The 23,540-nt window shown below is 36.0% G+C and carries 20 protein-coding genes; 16 read left to right on the top strand and 4 right to left on the bottom strand.

Annotation, left to right across the window (positions count from 1 at the left end):
- Positions 1–15 precede the first annotated feature (15 nt).
- Complete coding sequence (locus CCK98_RS28300) at positions 16–423, bottom strand: GtrA family protein (RefSeq protein WP_088089645.1); 408 nt, start codon at positions 421–423, stop codon at positions 16–18.
- Between the two features lie 9 nt (positions 424–432).
- The gene (locus tag CCK98_RS28295; protein ID WP_088089644.1) at positions 433–1,368 is read right to left on the bottom strand and encodes a glycosyltransferase family 2 protein; all 936 of its coding nucleotides are present in this window, start codon (positions 1,366–1,368) and stop codon (positions 433–435) included.
- 362 nt (positions 1,369–1,730) lie between these two features.
- Between CCK98_RS28295 and CCK98_RS28290 the strand changes: the two genes are divergently transcribed.
- From CCK98_RS28290 to CCK98_RS28230, 13 genes are all read left to right on the top strand, one after another.
- A complete protein-coding gene (locus CCK98_RS28290; protein WP_088089643.1) occupies positions 1,731–4,691 on the top strand; it encodes a PA14 domain-containing protein in 2,961 nt (986 codons plus the stop codon).
- A gap of 241 nt (positions 4,692–4,932) precedes the next feature.
- On the top strand, positions 4,933–5,646 hold the full coding sequence (locus CCK98_RS28285) for a 2-C-methyl-D-erythritol 4-phosphate cytidylyltransferase (RefSeq protein WP_088089642.1): 714 nt from the start codon (positions 4,933–4,935) through the stop codon (positions 5,644–5,646).
- Positions 5,643–6,668 (top strand): ribitol-5-phosphate dehydrogenase, encoded by a 1,026-nt coding sequence (locus tag CCK98_RS28280; protein ID WP_088089641.1) that lies wholly within the window; start codon positions 5,643–5,645, stop codon positions 6,666–6,668. Before CCK98_RS28285 ends, CCK98_RS28280 begins: the two co-directional genes overlap by 4 nt.
- A 22-nt stretch (positions 6,669–6,690) precedes the next feature.
- Positions 6,691–7,857, top strand: a complete 1,167-nt coding sequence (locus CCK98_RS28275; protein ID WP_179195951.1) for a CDP-glycerol glycerophosphotransferase family protein — start codon at positions 6,691–6,693, stop codon at positions 7,855–7,857.
- Between the two features lie 30 nt (positions 7,858–7,887).
- Positions 7,888–9,084, top strand: a complete 1,197-nt coding sequence (locus CCK98_RS28270) for a CDP-glycerol glycerophosphotransferase family protein (RefSeq protein ID WP_088089639.1) — start codon at positions 7,888–7,890, stop codon at positions 9,082–9,084.
- A 126-nt stretch (positions 9,085–9,210) separates the two neighbouring features.
- A complete protein-coding gene (locus CCK98_RS28265) occupies positions 9,211–11,517 on the top strand; it encodes a CDP-glycerol glycerophosphotransferase family protein (protein WP_088089638.1) in 2,307 nt (768 codons plus the stop codon).
- Between the two features lie 168 nt (positions 11,518–11,685).
- On the top strand, positions 11,686–12,084 hold the full coding sequence (tagD, locus tag CCK98_RS28260) for a glycerol-3-phosphate cytidylyltransferase (protein ID WP_088089637.1): 399 nt from the start codon (positions 11,686–11,688) through the stop codon (positions 12,082–12,084).
- Positions 12,077–13,279: a CDP-glycerol glycerophosphotransferase family protein gene (locus CCK98_RS28255; RefSeq protein ID WP_088089636.1), complete on the top strand. Its 1,203-nt coding sequence runs from the start codon at positions 12,077–12,079 to the stop codon at positions 13,277–13,279. The genes tagD and CCK98_RS28255 overlap by 8 nt, the downstream gene beginning before the upstream one ends.
- A 136-nt stretch (positions 13,280–13,415) precedes the next feature.
- Complete coding sequence (locus CCK98_RS28250) at positions 13,416–14,219, top strand: ABC transporter permease (RefSeq protein ID WP_246869604.1); 804 nt, start codon at positions 13,416–13,418, stop codon at positions 14,217–14,219.
- Positions 14,220–14,235: 16 nt separating this feature from the next.
- Positions 14,236–15,045: a teichoic acids export ABC transporter ATP-binding subunit TagH gene (gene tagH / locus CCK98_RS28245; protein WP_088089635.1), complete on the top strand. Its 810-nt coding sequence runs from the start codon at positions 14,236–14,238 to the stop codon at positions 15,043–15,045.
- Between the two features lie 86 nt (positions 15,046–15,131).
- A complete protein-coding gene (locus CCK98_RS28240; protein WP_088089634.1) occupies positions 15,132–15,863 on the top strand; it encodes a WecB/TagA/CpsF family glycosyltransferase in 732 nt (243 codons plus the stop codon).
- Between the two features lie 235 nt (positions 15,864–16,098).
- Positions 16,099–17,148 carry a glycosyltransferase family 4 protein gene (locus CCK98_RS28235; RefSeq protein ID WP_088089633.1) on the top strand — a complete coding sequence of 350 codons (1,050 nt, stop codon included), beginning with the start codon at positions 16,099–16,101 and terminating at the stop codon, positions 17,146–17,148.
- Between the two features lie 182 nt (positions 17,149–17,330).
- The gene (locus CCK98_RS28230) at positions 17,331–18,191 is read left to right on the top strand and encodes an acyltransferase (RefSeq protein ID WP_088089632.1); all 861 of its coding nucleotides are present in this window, start codon (positions 17,331–17,333) and stop codon (positions 18,189–18,191) included.
- Between the two features lie 255 nt (positions 18,192–18,446).
- On the opposite strand, the gene CCK98_RS28225 is transcribed toward CCK98_RS28230, so the two are convergent.
- Complete coding sequence (locus CCK98_RS28225) at positions 18,447–19,457, bottom strand: LCP family protein (RefSeq protein WP_088089631.1); 1,011 nt, start codon at positions 19,455–19,457, stop codon at positions 18,447–18,449.
- Between the two features lie 146 nt (positions 19,458–19,603).
- Complete coding sequence (locus tag CCK98_RS28220; RefSeq protein ID WP_088089630.1) at positions 19,604–20,236, bottom strand: YigZ family protein; 633 nt, start codon at positions 20,234–20,236, stop codon at positions 19,604–19,606.
- A 328-nt stretch (positions 20,237–20,564) separates the two neighbouring features.
- On the opposite strand from CCK98_RS28220, the gene CCK98_RS28215 reads away from it, so the two are divergent.
- The 3 genes from CCK98_RS28215 (at position 20,565) to CCK98_RS28205 (ending at position 23,454) form a co-directional block, all read left to right on the top strand.
- Positions 20,565–21,707 carry a sensor histidine kinase gene (locus CCK98_RS28215; RefSeq protein ID WP_088089629.1) on the top strand — a complete coding sequence of 381 codons (1,143 nt, stop codon included), beginning with the start codon at positions 20,565–20,567 and terminating at the stop codon, positions 21,705–21,707.
- A gap of 77 nt (positions 21,708–21,784) precedes the next feature.
- Positions 21,785–22,468, top strand: a complete 684-nt coding sequence (locus CCK98_RS28210) for a response regulator transcription factor (protein ID WP_179196042.1) — start codon at positions 21,785–21,787, stop codon at positions 22,466–22,468.
- A 137-nt stretch (positions 22,469–22,605) separates the two neighbouring features.
- Positions 22,606–23,454: a DegV family protein gene (locus tag CCK98_RS28205; RefSeq protein ID WP_088089627.1), complete on the top strand. Its 849-nt coding sequence runs from the start codon at positions 22,606–22,608 to the stop codon at positions 23,452–23,454.
- The last annotated feature ends 86 nt before the right edge of the window (positions 23,455–23,540 follow it).

Here is a 23,540-nt window from a genome sequence, read left to right as displayed (position 1 = left end):
TCAATATTATTAAACTTAGGTATTTACTTCTCTTTTTTTAAAGATAAACCATTTACTAAAAACATAATTGGCGATTAACACTACTACATTTGCCCATATTTTCGCCCATGTTCCATTGATCCCCATTCCACTTACCATTACTATCATCACTATTAAATCCATAAAAAACGATAAAAGTCGGAAACCAAAGAAAGAACCCATTTCCATTAAACGGTCTCTTAATGCTGGTGTATGACTTTCAAAAACATAACGTTTGTTTGTTATATAGGCAAATACCACTGCTGCAATCCAAGCGAATGTTGTGGCTACTCGGTAATCAAAATGTAATGGAACGGAGGAAATCCAATACACCACAATATTAACCAAAGTAGTAAAGCCGCCCATTATTAAATACATGATAATGCGATATAGATCTTTATTCATATTATCCCTTTACACTTTCTTATTATTATATTCTTCAACAAAATACAATGGACGATTCTTTGTCTCATTGAAAATACGCCCTAGATACTCTCCGATAATCCCTAAGGATATCAGCTGAATACCACCTAAAAATAGGATAACGACCATGAGAGAAGGGTATCCACTAACATCAGGACCTGAAATAATCGTTTTAATTATGATGAAAATTAAATATATAAACGTACATATCGAAATGATGAACCCCATTATCGTAGACAATCGTAAGGGGAAAGTAGTAAATGAAGTGATTCCCTCTAAAGCTAAATCCACTAGACCCGAATAATTCCACTTAGTCTCTCCTGCAGCACGAGGGGCTGCTTCATATGTAATTTCTTTCTTTTTATATCCTATCCAACTATACATTCCTTTTGTGTACCGTTGGGATTCTCTAAATTCTTTTAATGCATCCACACAACGACGGTCCAATAAACGGAAATCTCCAACATCCTGTAAAATAGGTATACGAGTTGTTTTTTGGAGCAACTCATAATACTTTTTTGAAGTGAATTTTTTTAGCCATGGTTCACCTTCTCGTTTCGTCCGTTTTGCATAGATGTCCTCGTATCCCTCTTCCCAATACTTAATCATTTCTTCAATTAATTCAGGTGGATGCTGTAAGTCTGCATCAATGATGACAACTGCATCCCCTTTAGCGTAATCAAAACCTGCGATCATCGCAGTTTCTTTACCATAATTACGTGATAAATCAACAAAAGAAATCCTAGGATCTGCTTCTCGAAGTGATTTAATCATCTTTAGAGTGTTATCTTTACTTCCGTCATTTATGAATAAGATTTCAAATTGATATTTCGATAAACTTTCCATAAGACCATAGATTCTGTCATATAACTGTGTAATTACTTCTTCTTCGTTATAGGCAGGTACTATTAGTGTTATTAACTTCATCTAATTAACCCTCCAATGCTGTTAAACAATATAATATTCTATAACAGTGAATTTATAATATCGATTACTATAATAGCGGTAATTTAAACTTGTTTGATAAACAATAACAATTTTTTGAAAAATAAATCTGTTGGATAATTAATTATTATTCAAATTATTGGATAAAAAATAAGTGGTAAATATCCCCTTTATGAATCCACTTTTTGGATGTTTCATAGGGATTTACTGCTAATTTCATATTTTATATTCACTTTTCTATTAATATCATAGATAATAACCTATATCTAGACAAAATTTTTATTTAGGGGGGCTAAAAAATCAAATTTCGACAAAAGAATACAACTTTCATCCTATTTCTGCTTGTGTTAATTGGACTATTTTCTACAACAGTCGATTCTACTAAAGCAGATGGAGGTCCTTGGAAAGCTACCTTCTACAGTAAAATCAATTTTTCAGGCCAAGTCATTTCTAAATCCTATACTAATTTAAATTTAAATTGGGGAGCTAAATCTCCTGATACTAAAATCCCGACAGATAATTTTTCTGCTGTCTTTGAAAGACAAGTAACTGTGTCGACACCAGGAAAATATAAGTTGATAGGTAAAGCTGATGATGGAATTCGGATTTATGTAGACGGGAAGAAAAGGATAGATTTCTGGAGTGACGGTGTACATTCTATTAATAACGAAATCTATTTAACCGCAGGCACTCACACACTAAGGGCTCAATATTATGAAAAAAAATGGAGCGCTGCTATAGCAGTCGATTTGGTGAAAATTTCTGAGACTATTGGATCGGATACATGGTCAGCAGAATTTTATCCTTCGGCTGATTTTTCTGGGAATCCAGTAAAGAAAGCCTATCAAAACTTAAACTTGTATTGGGCGGGCGGATCACCCACTTCAAGCATACCATCTGACCATTTTACTGCTGTTTTTAAAAAACAAGTAAAGGTAGCTAAATCTGGCAATTACAGATTAGCAGGCAAGGCAGATGATGGAGTGCGTGTCTACGTCGATGGTACCAAAAAAGTTGATAAGTGGAAGTCGGGAATTAATCCATTTAGTCAAGATGTTTATCTAACAGCTGGTAACCATACTATATTAATAGAATATCTTGAAGACAAATATAGTTCTTCTTTTGCATTTAACATTGAAGAAGTAGTGGATACAATCCCACCAGAAGAAGTCGATACAATCCCAGTTGATAAATGGAGTGCCAGATTTTATCCGTCCAGGGATTTTACAGGGACACCTATAAAGAAAGAATATAATGAATTACAATTTTCTTGGGGTGGCGGTTCACCAGATTCCAAGATCCCAACGGATAATTTCTCAGGTATTTTTGAAAGAAATTATGTTATTGATGAAACAGGGGATTATAAAATCGTAGGAACAGCCGACGATGGAGCAAGAGTTTATGTTGACGGAGTCCGTTATGTGGATAAATGGACAGATGGCGTGAATATCATCGATGCTCCTATTACGTTAAAGCCTGGTACCCATACCGTTAAAGTTGAGTATTTTGATTCAAAATATAGTGCTAAATTAAATTTGAAGCTTGAACCGACTAATCATGAGAATGAACCGATTGATCCTACAAGATGGAAAGCAACTTACTATCCCTCAAAGGATTTTACAGGTACCCCGCTAATAAAAGTTTATGATGAATTACAATTTTCTTGGGGAAATGGCTCGCCAGATCCTATGCTCCCAACTGATGGTTTCTCTGGAACCTTTGAAAAACAATATGTTGTGACGAAACCTGGAAAATATAGATTCATAGGAAAAGCAGATGATGGTGTACGAGTTTATGTAGACGGAGTACTCAATGTCGATAAATGGAAAGATGGCGTGAATATCATCGATGATCCAGTAACTCTAACGACGGGTACCCATACCATTAAGGTTGAGTATTATGATTCTAAATATAGTGCCACGATGAAATTAGATCTCATTGAGGATTTTTGGGAAGCGAAATTCTATCCAAGCAATAATTTGACAGGGACTCCTGTTCAAAAAACGTTTGATGATCTGGATTTTTATTGGAGTGGATCTCCTATAACCAATATCCCAGCAGATAATTTTTCTGCTGTTTTTGAAAAAAAGGTATATATCGCAAAATCAAGTAATTATAAACTTTCAGGTAAAGCTGATGATGGCATACGTATTTATGTTGATGGTTTACGTAAAATGGATAGCTGGAAGGACGGGGTTAATAATTATAGTTCTTCCCCCCAACAATTGCCGGAAGGGATTCACACCATTAAGGTTGAGTATTATGACAGTAAGTATAGTGCCTCATTAGTAGTGAACTTAAGTGAGGTTATTAAGAAAACCACTACTCAATATACCAATTATGATATTTCATTAGGAGAACTTCTTAATAAACAAATTGGTGTATCACAATCTGATAAAAAATATGATGCTTATGTAAGAAGTGATTTATTAAAAGTCAATGCCTCGACTCCGAATGTGGGTGTCGTCAACACAGAAAATACAAATGTTAGAGGTATACCAGTTAATGGCTGGATCCTTGGGAAGTTAGATAAAGATGAAAAAGTGACAATCTACTCCAAAACAAAGCAAAGCGATGGATATTATTGGTATAAGATTAAGTATAATGAAACATGGGTTAATCCAAGTCCAACGGATATTAGCTACTATATTAACCCTACCAATTTTGGAATTGGCACTTCAAGTTATTATCAATTTCTTATGCTTTCCGAAATGGCTGGAGCAGATGCGTACGAAGTGAATCAAAAAATATTGACCAATAAAGGAATTCTTACAGGAAAAGGACAAGTTTTTGTTAACGCAGGTGCACTGTATAACATCAATGAAATTTACTTGATTTCCCACGCGCTGCTTGAAACAGGCAATGGCAGTTCTCCGTTAGCAAAAGGGGTTAAGGTCAAGAAAAAGCTGGATAGTAATGGGAATCCTGTCATTGATCCTGCTACAGGAGAAGAAGAGATTACCGAATTAGCAAGTGATGCAGCCTCCTATGATGCGATCGTTTATAATATGTATGGGGTTGGTGCTTTTGATAAGTGTCCGCTTCATTGTGGAGCAAGAAAGGCGTTTAAAGAGGGCTGGACTACACCCGATAAAGCGATAGTGGGTGGGGCAGAATTTGTTGCCTTGAATTATATTGATAAAGGGCAGGACACGATCTATAAAATGAAATGGAATCCTGCAGCTCCAGGTACAAACCAATATGCAACTGACATTGGCTGGGCTGTGAAACAAACACCTAACATTTTTAATCTTTATAGTTTACTAGATAGCTATACTTTAGTCTTTGATGTCCCTAAATATTAAGTCCTAGAAAATGAAGTGGAAGATTTCTTCCCTTCTTTTTTTTGCAATAAAGACACGGAACTAGAATCTTACCTCGCTTGAAAATGTATTTGAAAGAGTGTATAGTTTTAATTGAGTTTTTGTCAAGAAATTTGTCGTTTTTTGTTAATTAGGATGAAGAATGGTACGGTTAATTATGTATCATTTTAATAATAAAGTTTCTTTAAATTAAGCATGTTAAGTATGATAAGGAGTGTGGACAATGATTTTTGCAGAAATTCTTGCCGGAGGAAAAGGAACAAGAATGGGTAATATTAATATGCCCAAGCAGTTTTTAACTTTAAATAGTAAACCTATCATTATACATACAATTGAAAAGTTTATCCTGAATGATCGTTTTGAGAAGATTCTAGTCGTTACACCGAAAGAATGGGTTAATCATGCTAAAGATATTATTAATAAATATATTGGAAAAGACGCAAGGATTGTTGTGCTTGAAGGTGGAAAAGATCGCAATGAATCCATCATGAGCGGCATCCGCTATATCGAAAAAAACTTTGGGATTAACGATGATGATGTGATTATTACCCATGATTCTGTAAGACCATTTCTAACTCATCGAATTATTGAAGAGAATATTGAAGCGGCCATTAAGTTTGGGGCTGTTGATACAGTGATCGAGGCGATTGATACGATTATCCAATCTGAGGATGGAGAATTTATCTCAAACATCCCTGTAAGGGATACTATGTACCAGGGACAAACGCCACAAAGCTTTAATATCAAGAAATTGGTTACTTATTATAACGCACTAACCGAGGAACAAAAAATGATTCTTACGGATGCATGTAAAATTTGCGCGCTTGCAGGTGAAAAGGTTAAGATTGTCAAGGGTGAATTATTTAATATAAAGGTAACAACCCCATATGATTTGAAGGTAGCTAATGCAATCCTACAAGAGAGGGTTTCACGATGATTAATCAAGTGTATCGCTTAGTGTCGCCACGACAGTTTGAAGTGACTTATAAAGATCGTTCCATTCAGTCCGATAAAATTGTGGTGCGTCCCACTCATCTCTCCATATGTGCGGCTGACCAAAGGTATTACACCGGCACACGTGGAAAAGAAGCAATGGCAAAGAAACTGCCAATGGCGCTGATTCATGAGGGGATTGGTAAAGTGGTTTATGATCCAAATAATGAATTTGCACCTGGTACCCGGGTCGTTATGGTACCAAATACCCCAACTGAAAATGATGAAGTCATTGCAGAAAATTACTTGCGATCGAGTAAATTTCGTTCAAGTGGTTACGACGGATTTATGCAGGACTATGTTTTTCTTCACAGGGATCGGATTGTTCCATTACCAGAAGAAATTGATCCATCGGTTGCGGCTTTTATGGAATTAATCACCATCAGTATGCATGCCTTGGTGCGCTTTGAGGCAAAAGCCCATGCTCGAAAAAATACGTTCGGGGTATGGGGAGATGGGAATTTAGGTTATATAACCACGCTGATTTTAAAGAAACGCTATCCTGATAGCAAGGTGTATATTTTTGGGAAAACAAAATATAAAATGGATCATTTTTCGTTTGTTGATGAAGCGTATCAAATTGATGAAATTCCGGATGATTTACGGATTGATCATGGATTTGAATGTGTTGGCGGGAATGGCAGCCAATCTGCGATTAATCAAATGATTGATTATATTAATCCAGAGGGATCTATTTGTATACTCGGTGTCTCTGAATATCCTGTTGAAATAAACACTAGAATGATTCTAGAAAAAGGTCTTACGATGATTGGCAGCAGTCGAAGTGGACGAACTGATTTTGTCAACACTGTAAATTTCATGGTTGAGCACCCGGAAGTAGTCGAGTATTTTGGCATGCTGATTGGAGAAGTTCACCAAATAAAGAACATCCAAGATATTATTGATGCATTTGAAAAAGACCTGACAAACTCATGGGGAAAAACCATACTCGAATGGAAAATATAAAATAAAAAAGGCAGGCATGGCGATGTATTTACTGAGAATTTTTCCAACAATTATGGTGAAGGGATTCATTCAGATGATCTTTTACCTGTCATGCCTTCTTTTTAAAGTAAATAATGAAAAGGTCACCTTTGCTTCCTATCGGGCTACGGAGATTCAGGGGAATCTCTATTATATTTATAAGGAATTACACGGAAGATATCCCAATTGGACGTGTAATTTTCTTTTTAAAAAGTATAGCAGTTCATTACTAGGCAAATTCCACTATGTCCTACATATGGTTAAAGCGAGTTATCATTTAGCTACATCCCGATATTTTATCATCGATGACTATTATTTCCCCGTTTATGTGATAAAACCTCGACAGGGAACGGATATTATTCAGCTTTGGCATGCAGCAGGTGCATTCAAGAAATTTGGTTTAAGCACCGTAGATAAAGAATTTGGTCCAAGTTCAGATTATTTAAAACATGTTAAGGTTCATTCAAATTATTCTAAAGTATTTGTGAGTTCCTCGGAAGTCATTCCTTTTTATGCTGAAGCCTTCGATATGCCATCCTCAAGGATATTCCCATTAGGTGTACCGAGAACTGATTATTTTTTTAATAAACGTGAGCAGTTAAGATTGATGGGAGAATTACAGAGTGAATTTCCTGAGATTCAGGGGAGAAAGATTATCTTATATGCTCCTACCTTTAGAGGGAAAAGTCATTATCAAGAATCATTTCACTGTCCTATCGATTTTTCAGCTATGAGGGAAACTCTCGGAGATGAATATGTACTACTGATTCATTTACATCCATATATGCGTTCGGAGATCACTATTAAGAAAGAAGATAAAGGTTTTGTCTTTCATGTAAAGGAAAAATTCAACATCGAACAATTACTAGTTCTAGCGGATATTCTTTTAACAGATTATTCATCGGTTATTTTTGATTATAGTTTATTAGTCAGGCCAATTGCTTTTATTGCTGATGACCTTGAAGAGTATATAAGGGAACGAGATTTTTATTTTCCTTTCCTGTCATTTATTCCAGGGCCGTTCTTTCATCAAACTCAAGATCTGATTGAATGGATCCAACAAGATGATTTTGATCTGAAAAAAATTGAACAATTTAGAAATCGTTTTTTTACATACTTTGATGGAAAAACAAGTAAAAGAATCGTAGATAATTTAATTAAAAAAAGCTGATGGTATAAATTTTCCAGTAGGAGATTAATAATGTTAAAAAATAAGATGGAAAACCAAGCGGAAAGTAAAGGAAACAGCTCTCAATATAGTCTTGTTTACCGTTTTTTCCGTAAAGTTATTTTTCGTTTGCTTTACCTATTTTTTTGCCTATTTCCGTTAAATAAAAAAAAAATATTATTTGCATCAGATAGCCGAACCGATTTAAGTGGTAACTTTGAATTTGTTTATCAGGCATTAAAACGAAAAAATGTAAATTACCAATACCATTTTTTTTTAAAAGAGAGTACGCGGGCTTATAAAACCTATTGGGAAATGGTTCGTTTAGCTTTTCATCTGGCAACGGCAAAATTTATTTTGTTGGATGATTTTTATCCGATGGTCTATCCATTAAAAATACGGAAAGGTGCCGATCTTATTCAGTTATGGCATGCAGTCGGTGCGTTTAAAACCTTTGGGTACAGCCGTGTAGGTCTTCCAGGTGGTCCAGACGCTCATTCTTTGAATCACCGCAATTATACGAAGGTAATCGTCAGTTCGAAGAATGTGGCAAAGCATTATGCTGAAGGTTTTGGGATTAGTGAAAATCGGGTCTTTGCAACTGGGATACCAAGAACGGATGTCTTTTTTGATCAAGCTTACCAAGTGAAGGTTAAAGAAGAATTATACAGAAAGTATCCCATTTTATCTGAAAAAAAAGTCATAATGTTTGCACCGACCTTTCGAGGGTCCGGCCAGCAGTCTGCCTATTATCCGAAGGATTATCTTCATTTAGAAAAACTTTATCATGCCTTACATGATGAGTATGTTTTTCTATTTAAAATGCATCCATTTGTAAAAGACTATTGGAAAATCCCTGAAGAATATAAAGATTTTTTCTACGACATTTCACATTATCGGGAAATTAATGATTTATTATTTATCTCAGATCTATTAATAACCGATTACTCCTCTGTTTGCTTTGAGTTTGCATTATTAAATAAACCGATGATTTTCTATTCTCCAGATGTAGAGGAATATATAGCAACACGAGATTTTTATTATAAATATGATTCATTTATCCCTGGCCCATTAGCAAGGACATTAGATGAATTAATTGAAACCATTCAAAATAAAGACTTCAAAATGGAAAAAATCGAGACATTTGTTGATTACTTTTTTGATCATACGGATGGAAAATCAAGCGATCGTGTTGTAGACCAACTCATCGTAGATGCAGATTCTAAATAGAGTGGAATTTTATCCCTATTCTTTTATTTCAATCATAAAAGAGGAAAATGATGTTAATAATAGTTAAAAAAGATGAGCGTTTCAAAAGATGGTGCTTTGTTTTTTTTACAACAGAGGAGATATTATATGAGTAAACTTCAATATATCATTCATCCTGAATTAGAAGATGTGAAGGTAAGTATAATTACCCCAGTTTTTAATGTGGAAGAATATATTACGGAGACATTGGAGTCTCTTGTCAACCAGACGTTAGATCACATTGAAATTATCATGGTTGATGATGGGTCAAGTGACCGAAGTCCAGAAATCATTGAGGAATTTGCAAATAAATACGGAAATATTGTCTTTATTAAACAAGAAAATTCAGGACCAGGGGTAGCGCGGAATAATGGTTTAGAAGTAGCAAGAGGTGAATTTATTAGTTTTGTTGATTCAGATGACCTCTTACCACTAGATGCCTTAGAAACCATGTATAATAGTGGGTTAAAAGAAAAGGCAGATATCGTTTTAGGAACTTCTTTAAGCTTCAATAGTACAGAAACATGGTTTATCGCTAGTCACGTGAATAACGGTGTATACGTTCCAGGTGAAAAGAGCCTCGTCGCCAATCCAGGGTTACTATTCTCACTGGGACCGTGCAATAAGCTTTACCATTCTAAAATCGTTAAAGGAATACGGTTTCCTGCAGATATTCATGTAACCGAGGATCAGCCATTTGTGATTGAAGCCTATATGAAGGCAAATAAAATATATACTGTTGATAAAATCATTTATAAATATCGCTCTAGGGAAGCGGAGGAGAATTTATCCTTATCACAAACTGTGCGCGTGAATTCAGTAAAGGTTTTAACCGATATTTTTAAAAGTTTACGTATTTCTGATCAATTATGGGATAAATATATTTCAAATCAACATACCCGATTTGCTTTAAAGAAAAGTTATTATACCAGAATTATTTCAGCAGACATTTGGCCTGCTATTCGAAGTGCGCTTGTAAGCAAGGACCAAAAAACTCAAGTAGAATCATTTACCATGGTTTTGGAGTGGGTGAAAACTTTAGATTATCATTTATTTAATCAGATTCCGTCATTACATAGAGTTATGACCTATGAAATTGCAGATCGGTATAAACTGGTTAGTCCAGCTGCAAAAAAACTGTATCTACAATGGTTAAAGGTTTGTTTCTCAAAACTGGATCCAGGTTCATTACATGCATTAGAGACTTCGAAAAAACAAAAAGTGTTCATGGCGGTTAAGAAAGCATGGAAAAGAAATAATCTTTCCCCGATATTTTTATATCTAGTAAAAGTTAAATTTAAAAAAATAAAAACCAAGGTGAAAACGGCCCTTGTCCGGCGGGTGGCTTTTCCATTTTTTAGCACGCTGCCTGTACAAAAGAAAATTACGATGGCGACCAACAAATTTCCGAGATTAACGGATTCATTTGAGCATATTTATGATGAATTAATTAATCAGCGCCCAGATTACAAAATTAGAGGTCATTTCAAGAAAAAGCGAAATTTCAGGGATTTCTGTAGACTATATTATGATATCGCGACTTCCCGTTATTTAATCTTAGATGATTATTATCGTCCATTATATAAGCTTCGTGTGCGCAAGCAAACGGAAGTGATTCAAACATGGCATGCAGCTGGTGCTTTTAAGAAATTTGGCCATAGTGCCGTAGGGTATCGTGAAAGTAATTCCACCCAATTTGAACGAAGTGCTCATCAAATTTATACAAAAGCAGTAGTTACAAGTAAAGAAATTATTCCTCACTATGCTGAGGCATTTGAAGTGCCGGAAGAAAATATTTACCCATTAGGATTGCCGCGAACAGATGTCTTTTTTGATAAGGAATTAATGGAATTCGTTCACCAGCGATATCTGGGAACCTATCCACAGCTTAAAAATAAAAAAGTGATTACCTATGCTCCCACGTTTAGAGGTGGTCCAGGTAAGCGGGCGAATTTTAATATTAAATTGGATTTAGTAAAAATGGCTGAAGAACTTTCAGATGAATATGTACTGATATTAAAGCTTCATCCATCTGTTACCAAAAAAGTTCAAATACCAGAGAAAGCAGCAGACTTTGTTATAAATATGAGTTCGAATGAAATAAATAATGTATTAATGAATACGGATATTTTAATTAGTGATTATTCATCTTTAGTTTTTGAATTCTCTTTATTGGAACGACCAATGATTTTCTTTGCATATGACCTTGATGAGTATCTCGAAGATCGTGGTTTTTACTATGAATACTCTGACTTTGTTCCAGGGCCAATTGTAAAAACTACTGACGAGGTTATCAAAACGGTGAAAGAAAACCAGTTTGATTTTAAAAAGATTGAAAGCTTTAAACATCGATTCTTCGATGATCTTGACGGAGAATCTGCAAAAAGATTTGTGGATATACTAATAAAACCATGATAGTAAATATCATGGTTTTATTTTTAAATAGACCGAACGTGAATCCTTTCACTAGTGTTTGAAATAAAAACTAGTGGGATATATAATGGGAAATGGATTGTTTTTCTGCAAGAGTTTTCAGGTGGTGAATAAACGCTGCAATGAAAACTCGGTGAGGAGTTGAAAAGAATGAAAAAGGTATTAACGTACGGGACTTTTGATTTGCTCCATGTTGGTCATATCAATATATTAAGAAAAGCTAAGGAATTAGGAGATTTTCTAATCGTTGGTCTATCGACAGATGAATTTAATATCGAAAAGAATAAAAAAGCCTACTATAGTTATCAGGACCGACAATTAATTCTGAAGTCGATTCGCTATGTTGACCACGTCATTCCGGAATCCTGCTGGGAACAAAAGATCCAGGACGTAATTGACCATGATATTGATGTCTTTGTAATGGGTGATGATTGGAAAGGTCATTTTGATTTTCTAAAAAGGTATTGTGAAGTGGTTTATTTGCCAAGAACTACCGGTATCTCAACCTCCAAAATTAAATCCGATTTAAATTATGTGAAAAATGATTAGAGAAATTGTCATATCCATTTATTTGGTTATATTTAAGTGTTTTTTTATAATTTGTAAGGCATTCCCATTAAAAAATAAGGTCACCTTTCTGGTTTCCTTTGGGGATAATGCCAAATATGTGTACGAGGAAATCCTTCACCAGAATATCCAACAAGAAATTGTCTTTTTATGTAAGGGTTCTTCACTTTCACTTTTTAAGAAATATCCTGCTCTTCCTGTCATTCCATTTGAAACATCATTTATCGATCTTTTGCGTTCCATCTATCACCTCGCTACTTCCAAAAAAATTATTATTGATAACTATTTTGGGGTTTTGGCTTCAACTAATTTTAAAACGGGTGTGGAATGTATCCAGCTTTGGCACGCAGCAGGTGCGATTAAAAAGTTTGGACTGGCGGATGAGTCCAATGTCAATCGTAGTAAAAGGGCTCATAAGCGATTTCTACGAGTTTACAAAAAATTTCATAAGGTTGTTGTTGGGTCAGACAAAATGGCTGATATTTTTAAACAGGTATTTGCCCTAAAGGATCAAAACATTCTTCGAACAGGAATACCGAGAACTGACTTTTTTTTTGATGAGAACAAACATAAGGCAATTATTTCTAAATTATTAGATGAGAATCCTGAATTAACATCCAAAAAGGTGATCTTGTATGCCCCAACATACAGGGAGCATCAATTAGATCAATTTGAATTAAAATTGGATTTAGAAAAAATGTATCAGGAGCTCAGTGATGAATATGTTTTGTTGCTCCGTTTTCATCCTGCGATAAAAAGTTCATTAGAAAACAATGAATTATATTCTAATTTTGTTTATGATTATTCATCCTCACGTTATGATGCTAATGAATTGTTACTTATCACTGACTTGCTGATTACAGATTATTCTTCCATACCATATGAGTTTTCATTATTAAATAAACCCATGATCTTTTTTACTTATGATATTGAACAATACAAAGTGGAAAGAGGATTGTGGGAGGATTTTGAAGAGACCGTTCCAGGTCCGATCACGAAACATACGGATGAAATCATTACGATTATTAAAGATAACTTATTTGATTATCAGAAGGTTACCAGTTTTTCTGACATTTGGAATAAATATTCAAACGGGATATCCAGCCAGAAGCTCGTAGATTACATTTTTAAAGAATCACAAAGCGACTCGTATCAAAGGGATAAGAACTCAAACTAACTACATATGTCTAATTGCGTTAGAATTTATCCTTTTTTTATGGTAAAATGTTATGGTCTTTGAGGGGGAATGATTCATTTTATGAAAAGGTCTTATCTTATATCCCCAATTAAATCGTTTAGGAAGGATCAACACGATGTCAATGTTTAAGGTCATAAGGGAACAGATTAGCAGTTTTTATCTCATCAGAAGATTATCCCTTTTTGAATTAAAAAGTGCAAATAACAGTCATTATTTAGGGATATTATGGGAATTAATCAATCCCATGATTCAAATAGGTATCTATTATTTTGTATTCGGATATGGTATCCGTGGTGGACGTGCAGTAGAGGGGATTCCGTATTTCTATTGGATGCTGGCGGGTATTTTAGTTTGGTTCTTTGTTAACCCAGCAATCTTGGACGCATCAAAGTCGATCTATACGAGGATCGCCTTAATCGCAAAAATGAGCTTTCCGATGAGTGTAATTCCAACCTATGTCATTATATCGAAATTTTATCAGCATCTCATGTTAGTTGGAGTCATTGTGGTTATCTTTCAATTTACAGGCTATCCTATATCGATATATTATTTGTCGTTACCCTATTATATGTTTGCCACCATTATTCTACTGGTAGCTATTTCATTAATTACCTCTACCTTAGCGACGATTGTACGGGATGTACAAATGATTGTCCAAGCTATTGTCAGAATGCTGCTTTATCTGACACCATTATTATGGACGCCTGAAAGACTTCCACATATCGTTCAAAGCGTAATGAAGTTTAATCCATTATACTATATTGCTGAAGGTTATCGCGCTGCTCTGTTAGGGCATAGCTGGTATTTAATTGAACACATTAAATATACCGCCTACTTTTGGGGACTAGTTTTCGTGTTGTTATTTATAGGCTCTGCACTGCACTTGAAATTTCGAAACCGATTTGTAGACTACTTGTAAAGTGGAAGTGGAAAAAATGACTAAAACAGTTATTATTGATAATGTATCAAAGAAATACAAATTGTATAATAGAACATCTGATAAGCTTCTTGACATCATTTTGCCCAATGGCTATGGTGATGATTTCTATGCGTTGCAAAATATAAGTTTCACCGCTGAACAAGGCGATGTGATTGGTTTAATAGGTGTAAATGGCTCCGGAAAATCGACTCTATCCAACATTATTGCAGGCGTAGTTCCACCTACAAATGGAAAGGTCGAAACGATTGGACAAACATCTTTAATTGCGATTGCCTCTGGGTTAAACAATAATTTAACGGGTCGAGAAAATATTGAACTGAAATGTTTAATGCTCGGTTTTAGTAAAAAAGAAATCCGGGAGCTCGAACCTGAAATTATTGATTTCTCCGAACTAGGAAGGTTTATTGATCAGCCTGTAAAAACCTATTCAAGTGGTATGAAATCAAAGCTTGGTTTTGCCATCTCCGTGACTGTGGATCCAGATATATTAATTATCGACGAGGCGCTCTCCGTTGGGGACCAAGCATTTGCAGAAAAATCCAAGAAAAAAATGTACAGCTTTAAAGAGAAAGGGAAAACCATCTTTTTTGTAAGCCATGCGATTGGCCAAATTAAAGATTTTTGCCAAAAAGCTTTATGGTTAGAATTTGGTCAAATCAAAGCATATGGGACGACTGCAGAAGTGGTTCCGCAATATGAAGCGTTTCTCAAAGAATTTAAGGCCATGTCTAAAGAGGAACAGCGAAAGTTTAGAGAAACAGCCTTAGAAAAGCAGAGCAGATTAGTTTTAAATACAGCTAGATAATAAAAAGAGGCTCAAAAATAATTGGCTAGATCCATTTTTTTGAGCCTTTTTTTATAAATATGAAAAAATACAAAAGGATAAAAACCATGCAGAACAACACCGTCGATATATTAGGTATTGATTTTATCAATAAACAATTTAATGAAGTAGCTAACATTCTAAATGAAATGATAAAAAGTAATCGCAAAGCTTTCATTGTCACAGCCAACCCGGAAATTGTCATGTACGCTCATGAACATCCCGACTATAAAAAAATCATTCAATCGGCCGACATGGTGGTTCCTGATGGTTATGGGATTATTCTGGCTTCAAAAATATTAAATACCCCGATTAAGGAGAGGGTCGCAGGTTATGATTTAATGATCCGTCTACTGGAACTTGGGAACGAGAATAAGTTGAAAATTTATCTATTGGGCGGGCGCGAAGAGACCAATCAAAAAGCTGTGGCTAAGATCAACAGTCAATTTCCACATGTTCAAATAGTGGGCAGTCATCATGGCTTTTTTGATTGGGAAAACAATCCGATCACTGCTGAGATTAAAGCCTCAAGCCCCGATTTGATTTTCGTGGCGTTAGGGTTCCCTAAACAAGAACAATGGATTGAAAGAAATCTGGCTCAATTTCCCAAAGGAGTATGTATGGGGGTTGGAGGCAGCATCGATGTTCTCGCGGGAGAGGTCCAGCGTGCTCCTCGTTTCTGGCAAAAAATGAACCTCGAATGGTTTTATCGCTTGATTTCGCAGCCGTCGAGGTGGAGGAGAATGTTAGCCATCCCCCGGTTTTTACTGGAAATCTTCCAATTAAAGTTCACCAAATAAGCGATTATTATAAAATAAATGTAACTTTTTGGAGTAACCAATCGTCTTACATGGTGTTGGATCGTTACTTATAAATCCTAGTAATGCTAGCTAAATAAGAGGGAATTTTCCGACAATTCAACAAAATATACCAAAATAAAAAATGTGTGCTATAATATGTTCGTTGTGTACTTAGAAATATGTGCCTGTTTCTAAAATTTATTAATGGGGCATTATATTCATAGGGAGGGTCTTCATGTTATATCTGACCTTAATATTATGTTTTTTATGCTCCGTATTAATCACTCCAATCGTAAAAAAATTGGCTTTTAAATTAGGAGCAACGGACAGTCCTAATAAGCGTAAGGTACATGTTAAGATTATGCCTCGTTTAGGCGGCCTAGCGATTTATATTAGTTTTCTCTTCGGTCTTTTAATCCTGCATCCAAGCAGTCCCTACCATGCAGCTATTGTTGCTGGTGGTTTAATCATACTAGTTACCGGTATTTTAGATGATATCTTTGAATTATCGGCCAAAATAAAATTTATCTTACAAATTGTTTCTGCCCTGATCGTTGTGATGTGGGGCGGGGTGGAAGTTGAATTTATTAACTTACCGTTTAATGGGACCTTAGAATTTGGTATCTTTAGTATTCCAATTACAGTCATCTGGATTGTTGGCGTTACCAATGCAATCAATTTAATCGATGGACTTGATGGTTTGGCAGCTGGTGTTTCCTCGATCGCCTTTATCACTATTTCCGGGATGGCGATTGTGATGGGAAATGGTTATGTAGTTGCCATGGGGACAATCCTGCTTGCGAGTACGTTAGGCTTTCTACTATATAATTTTCACCCGGCAAAAATTTTTATGGGAGATTCTGGGGCGCTCTTCCTTGGCTACATGATCTCAGTCCTAGCCTTACTCGGTTTTAAAAATGTTGCCTTGATTTCGTTTATTGTTCCAATCATTATTTTAGGTGTTCCGATTTCAGATACTTTTTTTGCTATCATCCGTCGTATTTACAATAAGAAATCATTATCCGCACCAGATAAGTCCCATTTACATCATTGTTTACTAGAATTAGGTTTTACGCATCGAGAAACGGTTCTGTTAATTTATGCTATGAGCGCCATGTTTGGCCTCGCAGCCTTTATTTTTACGATTACAACCGTATGGGGCTCGATCTTAATCATTACCATTATCGTGCTGGCCATTGAATTATTTGTTGAAACGATTGGTTTAATTAATAAGAATTACCGACCGCTTCTCCGAATCATGGGGATATTGAACAAAAATAGATAATAAAAGGGTAAATCACAACACAGGAAGGCGTTGTGATTTACCCTTTTATTGTTTTCTTTTATTTGATATTTATGTGAAAAAGACCCCCAACAATTAGGTTATTGCCAAAAAATAATATAAAATAATATTTGAGAATAATTTGGATTGGACACATTCTTGTTCTAATCGAAAGGGAAAAAAATATGGAAATTATCAATGAAACAAATCAAATAGAGGACTTAAAAGAGAATAACATAATAGGGAACCCTAAACTAACAAATTCAAAAATAATATTTAGGGGAAAGGGAAACGTTCTATATTGTGATAATGACGATGTTCATTTAGTAAATAGTACTATACAATTTAGTGGAAATGAGTCAATTATTTTTCTTTGTAAAAACAGGCATAATTATTTATTCAATGCAACTGTTTACAATAATTGTGTATTATTTTTTGGGAAAGATAATTATTTTAACAGCAGATTAAATATAATTATTTCAGAACAAAAAAATATAATTGTTGGAGAAGATTGTTTAATTTCTTTTGACTGTTGGTTTAGAACAGCTGACCCTCATCTAATTTATGATTCTAACACAAAAAAAAGAATCAACCCAAGTAGAAGCATTTATATTGGCGATCATGTTTGGATTGGTCAACATGCTTTTATTTTAAAAGGGACACAAATTGGTTCAGGAAGCATTATAGGAGGTATGTCGGTAGTTAGCGGAAAGAAAATTGGATCTAATTGTTCATATGCAGGTAATCCAGCAAGAAAAATTAGTGAATCGATTTTTTATTCAAGTGACAGTGTACATTCGTATAGAGAAGAAGAAACACGAAGTCATGAGGTTTTTGAGAGTGATGAATATATTTATTCTTATAATCAGACTGAATTGTTCCCATTTTCTTCTATTGAAAAATCATTAACTGAATTAAAGTTGGTTTCAGAAAAACTTGATTTTATAAAATTGAATTTGCAAATGAATCGAAATAAAAACCGATTTTTTATTGAAAAATCTATGGATAAACAGAGTTTTATCAAAAGGATTAAAAATATGTTTTAAGCATTAAAAGTTTTATAGGAAATTAATGTCGGGATTTGGAGAAAATGCGTCGTAAGCTTATCTAACGAACGGGTGTTAATGTTGAATAACACGATATAAAAAACGCTCAGAGATATTTATGCTCTGAGCGTTTTTCTGGACTAATACTTGTGTTAATAAACTTGTTATTTCGTGTCCATTTCTATTGCGATTTCAGTCATTGGTTGCAATTTTGTTCTTCAAAACTGAACCTGTTAACCTGATCCGGGTTGCTTCTTATTCAACTTTCGTTGCACTTGCTGTATTTGTTCTGTTGAGGTGTGTCTTAAGTGTTGATTTTGTTTCCTCTAAGGCCGTTTCATCAAGTTGATAATAGTAAACACGATCAATATATGAATCAGACCCTTTTAGTGATAGTGATTCAACATCGATTCCACTACCAGCTTGGATATAGCTAATAAACGATTTCATTTGGTCAAACGTTAAGTCTGTTGACATATTCTTTCCAACAGCTTCCATCACATCTGTGTAATTAGAAATAGACTTTATGGATGATCCTTTTGAGAGGATGGCTTTAAAGATCTGCTGCTGGCGCTGTCCTCTTTGAATATCACTATCCATTTTCCTTGTCCGTGCAAACGCAAGTGCTTGTTCACCATCTAATTCTTGTACGCCTTTTTTCAAGGTTATTGCTTTCGCATGGTCCTGGGAATCTTGTTCAGAAAATGTGAATGGAACGTCTACTTTCACACCATCTAGCGCATTAATAACGTCAATAAAGGCGTTAAAATTCATTTTAACATAATAATCGACTGGTACATCAAGCAATTCTTCGACTGTTTCAAGCGTAAGTTTCACGCCGCCATAAGCATGGGCATGAGTAATTTTTGTATAAATATCCTTCTCAGGGATGTGAACATATGAATCACGCGGGATACTCAATAGCTTAATAGATTTTTCTTTCTTATTAAAAGTAGCCAGCATCAAGGCATCTGAACGAGATCTGCCATTCGATTTTCTCTTTTCACTATCATCAACACCAATAAATAGTATCGATGTATTTTCAAGTTTTACATTGGCCTTCGCTTTAGTATCACGTTCAATTGGCTTGTAGGATTTATTCATCACTGATTCAGCCTTATTATACAAAAATCCGCCGTAAGCTGTTGCACCTATTATTAATAAAAGAATGGGCATTACGATCCAAAGCAAGAATCGTTTTCGTCTTAGTCTTTTCTTTACCTTGCCCTTGTTATTATTTTTATACACCTGTCTATTGATAGACATAGATTGCCTCCTAGTAGTTTAAATAGAAAAATGTCAATTTTTGTTGAAAATCTACTCTATTTTATAATATTTATTGAGATTGGTAAAATGAAATTTTCTTTACAATAGTATTACTATTCTCAATAGGCAGGGAGGAAAGAAATTTCCTAGTTATCTGACTCAAGATAGGTAACATCTCCAGCAGTAATATCGGCTTGTCCATTTGTCATTTCAATCATCCATTCTGTGAAAGCCGGTTGGTTCTCTTCTTCGACAAATACTTCAATTTCGACATTCTCCTGGTACTGGATATTTTTAAGGATATAGATGGACGATCGCAATTCATTTTCAATCTTGCCAAGCCAAGAATAATCAATTTTAACATGGCAGACCCGCATTAGCCTTCTTTCGACAATCCCAACCGAATCCAGGCCTTCCGACGCGGCTTTACCATAGGCACGAATTAAACCGCCTGCGCCTAATTTAATCCCGCCAAAAAAGCGGGTAACGACCACCACTGTATCCTTGAGCTTTCTTTTTTTCAAAACTTCTAGGATTGGAACGCCGGCTGTACCACTTGGTTCGCCGTCATCATTGGCTTTCTGAATTTGATCGTGCTCGCCAATAAGATAGGCTGAACAGTTATGCGTGGCATCCCAATATTTTTTCTTCAATGTTTGAATGAATTCTTGGGCTTCCGCTTCGGATTCAGTTCTTTTGATGTGGGCAATAAATCTTGATTTTTGAATAATAATTTCATGTTCACCAGTTTGTTTTACTGTATGGTAACGAGGCAACATATTGCGCACTCCTTCCTTAATTTCATCAGGGTGTAATATAACTTTAATATGGCAGTAAAGTTTCCGTGTTATAATAAAAAAGATAAAAGTAGTGAAAACCTATTTTTATAGACAAAAAGAGATACAACCATTATACTACTTTTTTACTGAAATTAAGGATACAACTTAAGTTCATATTCGCATATTGATAAAATTAAAGGTAAAATATGTTAAAAGGTAGTTTGATGAATTTTTGAAATCCAAAGATAATAAAATATCATTCACTGAAATTAGATTATTGTTAGCTTAGCGTACAGGCGCTTATTGCTTTCTTATCGGAGGAATGTGTATGAAACTTAAGCAGATTAATATGAAATCGATTGATGAAATTCGTGAAGAAATGATTGAAACTGTTACTTGCAGCAAAACCGACATCTTCCAGATAGGCGAGCAATGCCGTCAAGATTACGAAAATATGATCAATGAATTAGACAATATCAAGCAAATGATGAGCAATCTCATAAATGAAGGCGAGAAGCTCGAGAAGCAAGTCCTCGAGGCGCGGAGTATGCTGTCAGAAGTCAGTATGAATTTTAAAAATTACTCTGAAGAAGAGGTCCGAGATGCCTACGAAAAGGCTCATCAACTGCAAATGGATCTTTCGATTAATTGGCAGTACAAAAAGCAGCTTTTGGATAAACGGGCAGATCTCGAAAATCGTCTGGTTGGATTAGAGGAAACGATTGATCGTGCCGACCAGCTTATTTCGCAAATTTCCGTCGTGATGAATTACTTGACGAGTGATTTAAAACAGGTTGGTAAAGTCCTAGAACATGCGAAGGCCAAACAAGATTTTGGCTTAAAGATAATTGAAGCACAGGAAGAGGAACGCAAGCGGCTTTCAAGGGAGATTCACGATGGTCCCGCCCAAATGCTTGCCAATGTCATCATGCGCTCCGACTTAATCGAACGTGTTTATAGGGAAAAGGGCGCGGATGAGGCTTTTTCTGAGGTCAATAGTTTTAAAAAAATGGTCCGATCGGCACTTTATGAGGTCCGGCGAATTATTTATGACCTTCGTCCGATGGCATTGGATGATTTAGGTCTTGTCCCTACCCTCAGAAAATACTTACAAACTATCGAAGAATATCATAACCACTCAAAAATCGAGTTTGTGAATATAGGCCTAGAACGCCGGCTTCCTACTAAGTATGAAGTCGCACTCTTCCGGATGATCCAAGAATCGGTGCAAAATGCACTGAAGCATGCAAATGCCTGTGAAATCAAAGTCCGATTAGAAATAACCAATGCCTCAGTTACCGTCTTGATCAAGGACAATGGGGGCGGTTTTGATATCACGCAAAAGAAACCTGAGTCATTTGGCATGATAGGGATGCGCGAGCGTGTCGACCTGCTTGAAGGCGAAATTACCTTTGATTCAAAAATAGGCAAGGGAACCGCAGTACTCATTCGAGTTCCACTAATTAACTAAAGAACTAATGAACTAATGAACCTACCGCCAATGGAGAAAAATTTCGAAATTAGAAGGATTAGGGGGCGTAACAATTGATTACAAAAATTGTCATTATAGACGATCACCAACTATTTAGAGAAGGCGTTAAGAGAATACTAGAGTTTGAAAAATCGTTCCAAGTTGTTGCTGAAGGCGATGATGGCTGTGAAGCACTAAGATTAGTAGAAGAATTCCAACCCGACGTTGTCATCATGGATATTAACATGCCGCAAAAGAACGGAATCGAAGCAACTCGTGAGTTGGTTGAAAAATATCCGAAAACGAAGATTATTATCTTATCCATACATGATGATGAAAACTATGTGACCCATGCTTTACAGACGGGTGCACAAGGATATCTATTAAAAGAAATGGATGCCGATGCCCTGATTGAAGCAGTGCGTGTTGTGGCGGATGGCGGTTCCTATCTACATCCAAAGGTCACCCATAATTTGGTGAACGAATATCGCAAACTTGCTGCGGGTGTGGCCCGTGGCGGCGGAGGCTATATGCCAACAATGGAAATTCGCCGTCCATTGCATTTATTGACACGACGTGAGTGCGAAGTACTCCAAATGCTTGCCGATGGAAAAAGCAACCGTGGTATCGGCGAAGCTTTATTCATCAGTGAAAAAACAGTCAAAAACCATGTGTCAAACATTTTACAAAAAATGAATGTCAACGACCGTACCCAAGCAGTGGTTGTTGCGATTAAAAATGGCTGGGTAGAAGTAAAGTAAGATTTTAATAGAATAGTAAAGGGCATACTTCACGGTATGCTCTTTTTGTTTTTTGCGATGTAATGCAATTTAGCTCTATTTCATATAAAATAGTAAAATCAATATAGTGGTTATATAGATAAGGATGGTATTTTTTTATGAAGACAGCCGTTGTCACGGATAGTACTGCGTATATCCCAAAGGATGTACGAGATAAATGGAATATACATATGATCCCGTTACATGTCATCTTCGGTAACGAGGTTTACCAGGAAGAAATTGATATATCTTGGAGTCAGTTTTACGATGAAATGAAGACAAAAGCGCTGCAGACTACCTCTCAGCCGCCAATTGGCCAATTTGTCGAGCTATTTGAAAACCTTTCAAAGGATTATGATGCCGTCATCTGTGTTCACCTATCAAGTGGGATCAGCGGCACTTTCCAAGGGGCTAACGCTGCGAGTACCATGGTCGAAGGCTTTGCCGTTTACCCATTTGATTCAGAAATCAGCTGCATGGTTCAAGGCTTTTACGCGATCGAGGCAGCAAAGCTGGCATCCCGAGGCGAGGACGCTGCTTCCATTATGGACCGCTTAGAAGAATTGAAAAAAACGGCTCGTGCCTATTTCATGGTAGACGATTTACAGCACCTACAGCGAGGCGGCCGCCTTTCAAGTGCACAGGCCTTTATCGGGAGCCTCCTCCAGGTCAAACCACTGCTTCATTTTGACAACAAGGTGATTGTTCCGTTTGAAAAGATCCGCACCCGGAAAAAAGCAATGAATCGAATGGTCGATTTGCTAAGTGAGGATGTGTCAGGTGGCAGCGAATATCAAGCCGTCATTATTCATGCCAATCGCGAAGAAGACGCCAAGGAGTGGCGCGATGAACTGGCTGCCAGGTATCCAAACGTTGAATTCTCGATAGGCTACTTCGGTGCAGTGATCGGTACCCACCTCGGCGAAGGATCCATGGGCCTAGGCTGGATGAAAAAATTAGAAAAGTAAGCGAGTTACCATTCCGTCCTTTCGGCCGGAATGGTTTTTAATTTTAAGGGGTTGGTGGGAAATTAGGGGTTTGGCGGAATCATCAG

The organism is Bacillus sp. OV166, from assembly GCF_900177675.1.
GTDB lineage: Bacteria > Bacillota > Bacilli > Bacillales > Cytobacillaceae > Neobacillus.
This window is presented reverse-complemented; position numbering and strand designations above follow the sequence as displayed.